Raw genomic sequence first — 6,750 nt, forward strand, 5'->3', positions numbered from 1 at the left:
CCGCTACAGGGGGACGGATAAAAATGTCAATAAGAGATAAAGGCGACATACTACACCAGAAAATATATGATTTTCTGCTATACATATATCCCCTGCTAAGTAAGTACCCCAAATATGAAAAATTCAGCTTGCAGACGGCAACCAGAAACGCCGTGCTGGAAATGCTGCAAGACGTTATAAAGTGGCAGAAAACGGCGACGAAAAGCCACTTGTACGCGGCAGATGTGGCATTGCAGCAGAGTAAGGAGCTGCTGCGGCTGGCAAATGATCTGAAATACAGCGCAATGAATAAGCAGCATTACGGGGAGTGCGGCAGGAAACTTACAGAACTGGGCGTTATGCTGGGCGAGATCATAGAAGAGGTAAAGGCTGCAAAGTAGCTTTTTATATGGGGCAGCCGCTTATTACAGCCCTCTGGCGGCGCTGATCGCGGGCGGTAACTGGAACAATGGCGTTCACGCGGGCGCGCGTGCCGTGAATTGCAACAATTACCCGTGGAACGTGAACACGAACATCGGCGTGCGCGGGGCGTGTGATTTGGTGAAAGCATTACAGGCTTAGCGTATCTAAGGAACACTAGCAAGGGTTTGAATATTAAGAGTGCTTAATATTCCAGAATCAGAGGGGCTGTCCCGCCGTAAGGCAAAGAGAAAAAGCAGGGCTGTTGGTTAGTAGCTTAAGGCGAAAGGCAGGAGCTTTTTACATGAAACGAATAGGGCATATCACAGATAAAAATGGCAGGCGGCTTACGCTTGTAGAGGCTATAGCTGACTACGGGAGTGTGCAGAAAGCATACAATAAAGCCCGGAAGTGCAAGCGATACCGCAGGGACGTTTTAATATTTACCAAAGACAAAGAGGAAAAATTAGAGCGGGTACGAAATGAAATTCTGGGGCTTTCCTATGAGCCGAGCGAGTACCGATATTTTAAGGTATATGAACCGAAAGAACGGCAGATTATGGCGCTGCCGTTTTATGACAGGGTAGTACAGCACGCCATTAACAACGTGCTGGAACCGATTTTTGAAAAGCGTTTTATTTTCCATTCTTACGCCTGCAGGAAAAATAAGGGTATGCACGCCGCGTCTGACACGCTGAAAAGTTGGCTTTATGAGTGGCAGCGATTCCACCCGGACACGCCGATGTATGCGATCAAAGCGGACATACACCACTATTTCCAGAGCATTAACCATGATGTGCTTAAGGCAGAGATACGGAAAGTAATAAAGGACGCAAAGGCGCTGGCACTGATCGACAAGATCATAGAGCATAACGGGCAGATGCCGGACGGTACGGGCATACCCGTAGGAAATCTTACAAGCCAACTATTCGCCAACATTTATCTGGATAAGCTGGATAAGTACATCAAGCACACACTGGGCGCGGAAAAATACGAAAGGTACATGGACGACTTTATTATATTAAGCCCGGACAAGGAAGAGCTGCGGCGCTGGCTGGCTGATATTGAAAGATTCTTAAGAGAAGAGCTTATTTTAGAGCTGAACCCAAAGACCGTCATTTTATGCGCAAAGAATGGCATAGATTTTGTGGGCTATAAGCACAGGGCGACACACAGGAAAGTAAGACCAGACAGCATTAAACGTATCAAGCGGACAATCAAGAAGTATGAAAGGGGCGAGATCACAAGGGAAAATCTACAAAAGAGTATTGCAAGCTGGACGGGACACGCAGGACACGCCGACAGCCTGCATTTACGAAAGAAAATAATAAAAATGGCGGCTGATGCGCAGGAACGGGCGCAGGCGGCAAAGCCAGCAGGCGCAGGAGTGAGTACATGAGTAAAATTTTGCTACAAGTGCTGCATGAGCAGCAGGAAACTATTGAAAAGCAGAGCAGGCTTATTGCTGAATTAACCGCCACTCTGGAAAACTGGGAGAGCGTAGCAGGGTACGACGGTGCGGAACTGAAAGAGCGGGCATTAAATTTGCAGAAAGCAGAAAGGCAGGATTTATGGAAATGAAAATAATGGAGTTTATCGACGCAGCGGCACACAATAAGGTGATCGAGCTGGTAATACTGGCGATTGTATTTGATACTGTTTTCGGGGTACTGCGGGCAGTAAAAGAAAAGAAGTTCAACAGCTGCGCAGGGATTGACGGCGCAATACGGAAAGTGGCAATGCTGATTTCCCTTGTATTCATGCTGGCAATCGACATGCTTATCAAGATCAATCTGATCGGGTTTATCCCGGAAACAGCGCGGGGCTATCTGGGGCTTAAGACAGTAGGCGTAGCGGAGTTTTTCAGCCTGCTTTACATAGCCTATGAGATCACCAGCATTTTTAAGAATATGGCATTATGTGGGCTGCCTGTAAAAAGAGTATGGGCGAGTGTGCGGGGCTTTCTTTCCAAGTATACGGACGAGCTGCCGGACACGGACGAACTGGACGGAAACAGCACCACGGGCAGCGTAGAGGGGCATAAGCAGCAGGAAAGATAAGAATAACAGACCAGACAGGAAAAGCGGCAAAGGGCGCTTACGGGAAACCGTAGGCGCTTATTTCATTGCAGAAAGGAAGTAAAAGGCATGAGGAACATTAACAGGCTGATAAGCGGGTACAATTTCAATCCGGGCAGCGTTTCCCGTATCAAGTACATTGTGATTCATTACGTGGGCGGTTTGAGTGGGGCGCAGGCAAACTGCAAATATTTTGCAGGCGGCAATAGAAATGCGTCCGCACATTATTTTGTAGATCACAACGGGGAAATCTGGCAGTGCGTGGAAGATGCTAACATAGCGTGGCACTGCGGCGCAAAGAGTTATAAGCATGGGGAGTGCCGGAACGCAAACAGTATAGGTATTGAGCTGTGCGTAAAGAAGAGGAACACCGCCAGCCAGGGCGCGACAGATAAGGACTGGTATTTTGAGGACGCGACGGTAGAGGCGGCGGCAGAGCTGACAAGGTACTTAATGGATAAGTACGGCGTGCCTGCCGATCATGTCATAAGGCATTACGACGTTACCGGGAAAATCTGCCCTAACCCGTATGTATATAATACAACGGTGCATACATGGGACGAGTTTAAAAGGCTGATAAGCGGCGGCGCTGCATCTGCCGGGAGCGCGGAAAAGAAACTTTACAGGGTGCGTAAGCGCTGGGAAGATGCAGCCGGGCAGCTGGGAGCTTTTGAAAGTCTGGAAAATGCAAAGAAAGCCTGCATTGCTGGCTATAATGTGTATGACTGGAACGGAAAGGCGGTATACAGCGCTTTTGCAGGCAATGAGCAGCAGACGGCAGCAGGCGGCGCGGAAAGCGTGATCTGGGCTTTTCTGACAGGCAAAGGATTAAATGCCTATGCAGCAGCCGGGCTTATGGGAAACCTTTTTGCAGAAAGCGGGCTTAAAGCAGACAATCTGCAAAATTCCTTTAATACGCGGCTGGAAATGACGGACGCAGAATATACGGCAGCTGTAGACAGCGGCAGCTACACAAATTTTGTGAGGGACAGCGCGGGCTACGGGCTTGCGCAGTGGACGTATTATAGCCGCAAGCAGGCGCTGTATGATTACGCGAAAGCGGCGGGCGCGTCGATCGGCGGCTTAAATATGCAGCTTGCCTTTTTGTGGCAGGAATTACAGGGCTACAAGGGCGTTATTTCCGCGCTTATGGCTGCAACGTCGGTACGGGCTGCCTCTGATGCAGTGCTGACCGGGTACGAAAAGCCCGCAGATCAGAGCGAGGCAGTAAAGCAGCGCCGGGCAGCATACGGGCAGGAGTATTACGACAGGTACGCAGGAGCCGGGGCAGGCGGGAACACAGAGCAGGGAAAGACAGAGGCGGCACAGGTTCCCTTTAAAGTAAAGGTAGATATAACCGATCTTAGAATAAGGACGGGCGCAGGCACGGATTTTGAAAAGACGGGGAAGTATACAGGTGTGGGAGTATTTACCATTGTAGAGGTAAAAGCCGGAGAGGGCAGCGCCGCAGGCTGGGGGCTGCTGAAAGCGTATGAAGAGAATAAGGACGGCTGGGTATCGCTGGACTATTGCACAAGATTATAATGTATCTGCTGGGGTATGTCGTTCATGGGCGGCATACCCTTTATTTTTTTACCATAATTTTCTTGAAATCTGATTGACAATATACCAAAGTTGGTATATAATTAAAGCATAGAAAGGAGAAAAGAAAAATAAGTGTAAAGCACTGGAAAGGAGAAACGGCAGGAAATGGGTAAGAAGAAACAAAAGAAAAAGCCTATCAAGTGGCAAGATTTGACGGTCAATGCACTGATAGACTTAATCATAGGCATAATACTTATCATTATCGACAAGTACATAGGTTAGACCTATAGGCGGGCGAAAGCCCGCCGCCTATAAAAAATATATCATAAACCCAAAGCCGAGTAAAGAGCATGATTTTGAAATTAGGTATTTTTTTGGTAGCCGTAGGAACGGTGAAACTCTGCATAGCCCTTATAATGAGAGCTAAAGAGAAAAGAGGTAACGCATGATCGGAAATAATATAAGAAAAGCGAGAAAAGCGGCGGGCGTTTCACAAAAAGAACTTGCGGAACGCCTGCAAGTCCACCAAAAGGATATAAGCCGCTGGGAAAATGGGGCGCACGCGCCTACATTGGAAATGTTTATAAAAATATGCAGGGAGCTTAACGCCTCTGCTGATGAAATATTAGAATTAAAGTAAAAGGCGAAAGAGAGGGCTTATTTTATGGCAAAGAAACAAATTATTTTATATGTTGTGGCTGCATTATTTGCAGTAAGCGGAATTGTGGCGCTGCCGTCCGGGAATATTACGGGCGGTGTCGGTTGCATAGTGATTGCTGCCGTATGTTTTCTGCTGGCACGCAAGCCAGAGAAAGAGGCAGCCGGGCAGCAGGAAGAGCCGGGGAAAACGGGAACGCCTGCCGCTGCATCTGGCAGCAGGATTGCGGAAACTATACGCACGAAATTGGTAGGCGTGACTTTTGATAACGAGGACGGGGAGAACCGCCAGGACATATTAAGAACCATGACAGGCGACGAGGATATAACGGTAGAAAAATATACATACAATGGAGAGCCTGCCGCGTGCATCAAGTGGGGCAATAAGGTACTGGGGAATCTATCAGCAGAGCTGGCAAAGGACTTAGCGCGGAAATACCCGCAAGCCCGATACACCGCAGAAATACTGGAAATTTCCGGGGGTGGGGTACAAACGTTTGGCTGTAATATAGAGCTTGACGTTCTCATAGAAGAGAAGAAAAGCCGCGCAGCGCAGCCAGCGGGCGAGACAATCGTATATATAGACCGTAGCAGCAAAAAGTACCATAGTAAGCCTACATGTTCTGGAATGAAAAACCCAAAGAGCATACCACTAAGCCAAGCAAAAAAGAAGTATACAGCTTGTAAGAAATGCTGTAAATGAGGCAAAAATAGCGAGCCGCAGACTTGTAAAAGAGTTTGCGGCTTTTCGTCGTATATGGGACAAAAGAGAGGTAAGGGAAATGGGTAAGCATCTGACAAAGGCAGATCGGATAAAATTAGAGGCATTACTAAAGGCGGGGCATGGTAAAAAAGAGATCGCAGACATGCTGCATGTACACCGCAGCACAATATACCGGGAAATAAAGCGGGGAGTTTATACGGCGCTTAATTCCGATCTCACGCAGGAAGAACGATACAGCCCGGATATTGCAGACGATAAGTACAGGGAGAATCTGAAAAGCAAGGGCGGCGTGCTTAAGATCGGCAACGATATTAAGTTAGCAAATTATATAGAGGATAAAATAGTAAATGAGGGATATAGCCCGGCTGCCGTTCTGGGGGAGCTTAAGGCACAGGGAAAAGAGGGGGAATTTTCCGTAACGATCTGCGTAACGACGCTTTACAGCTATATTGATAAAGGTATCTTTCTACAGCTTACAAATAAGGATTTACCAGTAAAGGCAAATAAGAAGAGGGACTATAAGAAAGTAAAGAGGCAGCAGGCGAGGGCGGCGGCAGGCACAAGCATAGAAAAGCGCCCGGAAGAGGTAGACAGGCGGGAAGAGTTCGGACACTGGGAAATGGATAGCGTAATAGGACAGCGGGGAAAATCTAAAAATACCCTGCTGGTACTGACGGAAAGAAAGACGCGGGACGAGATCATATTTAAGCTGCCGGACAAGACAGCAGAGGCGGTAGTAGATGCTTTAGACGCATTGGAAAGAAAATGGGGAGCTATGTTTAAACAAGTCTTTAAAAGCATAACCGTAGACAATGGCAGCGAGTTTGCATATTGTGAAGAGCTGGAACGCTCTATACTGGGAGAGGGGAAACGGACGCAGCTATATTACTGTCACCCGTATAGCAGCTGGGAGCGAGGCACAAATGAGGTTACTAATAAAATGGTACGGCGCAAAGTACCAAAGGGGACAAATTTTGACGGCATGACGGACGCAGAGGTAGAGGAAATGGAAAACTGGATAAATAACTATCCCCGTCGTATACATGGTTATCATTCTGCCGGGGAACTTTTCGAGGAAGAGCTTAAGAAAATCGGGTGAAAAAAATTTAAAAAAGTGTCGCATTTAATATTGACATTTTCAAATACGCTGCAGATGCCAGATAATCCTTGACCTGGACGAGTCGCATGGAAAAGTTCTTACCCATGAGCAGAGTGCTAAATCCAACGGCGTCTGTCTGGCAACAGTCACAAATACTGTTACAAAATACATAAACGGCGGTGTTAATGCTGTCACTGAATTTAAAAGAAGCATAAACTCAGATAATGCAAGGCGCAAGGTTGACGGGC

8 protein-coding genes and 1 pseudogene are annotated in these 6,750 nt (G+C 47.5%); all 9 read left to right on the forward strand.

The window, feature by feature from the left end:
* Nucleotides 1-23 precede the first annotated feature (23 nt).
* The gene (avd, locus tag NSB25_RS25520; RefSeq protein ID WP_103240983.1) at nucleotides 24-380 is read left to right on the forward strand and encodes a diversity-generating retroelement protein Avd; all 357 of its coding nucleotides are present in this window, start codon (nucleotides 24-26) and stop codon (nucleotides 378-380) included.
* 323 nt (nucleotides 381-703) lie between these two features.
* Nucleotides 704-1,798 carry a reverse transcriptase/maturase family protein gene (locus tag NSB25_RS25525; RefSeq protein ID WP_103240982.1) on the forward strand — a complete coding sequence of 365 codons (1,095 nt, stop codon included), beginning with the start codon at nucleotides 704-706 and terminating at the stop codon, nucleotides 1,796-1,798.
* On the forward strand, nucleotides 1,795-1,980 hold the full coding sequence (locus tag NSB25_RS25530; protein WP_103240981.1) for a hypothetical protein: 186 nt from the start codon (nucleotides 1,795-1,797) through the stop codon (nucleotides 1,978-1,980). Before NSB25_RS25525 ends, NSB25_RS25530 begins: the two co-directional genes overlap by 4 nt.
* Complete coding sequence (locus tag NSB25_RS25535) at nucleotides 1,971-2,459, forward strand: phage holin family protein (protein WP_103240980.1); 489 nt, start codon at nucleotides 1,971-1,973, stop codon at nucleotides 2,457-2,459. Before NSB25_RS25530 ends, NSB25_RS25535 begins: the two co-directional genes overlap by 10 nt.
* An 87-nt stretch (nucleotides 2,460-2,546) precedes the next feature.
* A complete protein-coding gene (locus NSB25_RS25540; protein ID WP_103240979.1) occupies nucleotides 2,547-4,022 on the forward strand; it encodes a phage tail tip lysozyme in 1,476 nt (491 codons plus the stop codon).
* Between the two features lie 445 nt (nucleotides 4,023-4,467).
* Nucleotides 4,468-4,662, forward strand: coding sequence for a helix-turn-helix transcriptional regulator (locus NSB25_RS25545; RefSeq protein ID WP_103240978.1), 195 nt, complete (start codon nucleotides 4,468-4,470; stop codon nucleotides 4,660-4,662).
* A 24-nt stretch (nucleotides 4,663-4,686) separates the two neighbouring features.
* Nucleotides 4,687-5,382 (forward strand): hypothetical protein, encoded by a 696-nt coding sequence (locus tag NSB25_RS25550; RefSeq protein WP_242982526.1) that lies wholly within the window; start codon nucleotides 4,687-4,689, stop codon nucleotides 5,380-5,382.
* Between the two features lie 79 nt (nucleotides 5,383-5,461).
* Nucleotides 5,462-6,502: an IS30 family transposase gene (locus tag NSB25_RS25555; protein WP_103240977.1), complete on the forward strand. Its 1,041-nt coding sequence runs from the start codon at nucleotides 5,462-5,464 to the stop codon at nucleotides 6,500-6,502.
* A gap of 73 nt (nucleotides 6,503-6,575) precedes the next feature.
* Nucleotides 6,576-6,750, forward strand: a pseudogene (locus NSB25_RS25560) (helix-turn-helix domain-containing protein); the annotation flags it as partial.

This window comes from Acetatifactor muris, from assembly GCF_024623325.1.
Lineage (GTDB): Bacteria > Bacillota > Clostridia > Lachnospirales > Lachnospiraceae > Acetatifactor > Acetatifactor muris.

Excerpts from the sequence above, each read along its gene's own strand:
- avd (WP_103240983.1), top strand. The coding sequence starts at position 24 with ATGTCAATAAGAGATAAAGGCGACATACTACACCAGAAAATATATGAT.
- NSB25_RS25525 (WP_103240982.1), top strand. The coding sequence starts at position 704 with ATGAAACGAATAGGGCATATCACAGATAAAAATGGCAGGCGGCTTACG.
- NSB25_RS25530 (WP_103240981.1), top strand. The coding sequence starts at position 1,795 with ATGAGTAAAATTTTGCTACAAGTGCTGCATGAGCAGCAGGAAACTATT.
- NSB25_RS25535 (WP_103240980.1), top strand. The coding sequence starts at position 1,971 with ATGGAAATGAAAATAATGGAGTTTATCGACGCAGCGGCACACAATAAG.
- NSB25_RS25540 (WP_103240979.1), top strand. The coding sequence starts at position 2,547 with ATGAGGAACATTAACAGGCTGATAAGCGGGTACAATTTCAATCCGGGC.
- NSB25_RS25545 (WP_103240978.1), top strand. The coding sequence starts at position 4,468 with ATGATCGGAAATAATATAAGAAAAGCGAGAAAAGCGGCGGGCGTTTCA.
- NSB25_RS25550 (WP_242982526.1), top strand. The coding sequence starts at position 4,687 with ATGGCAAAGAAACAAATTATTTTATATGTTGTGGCTGCATTATTTGCA.
- NSB25_RS25555 (WP_103240977.1), top strand. The coding sequence starts at position 5,462 with ATGGGTAAGCATCTGACAAAGGCAGATCGGATAAAATTAGAGGCATTA.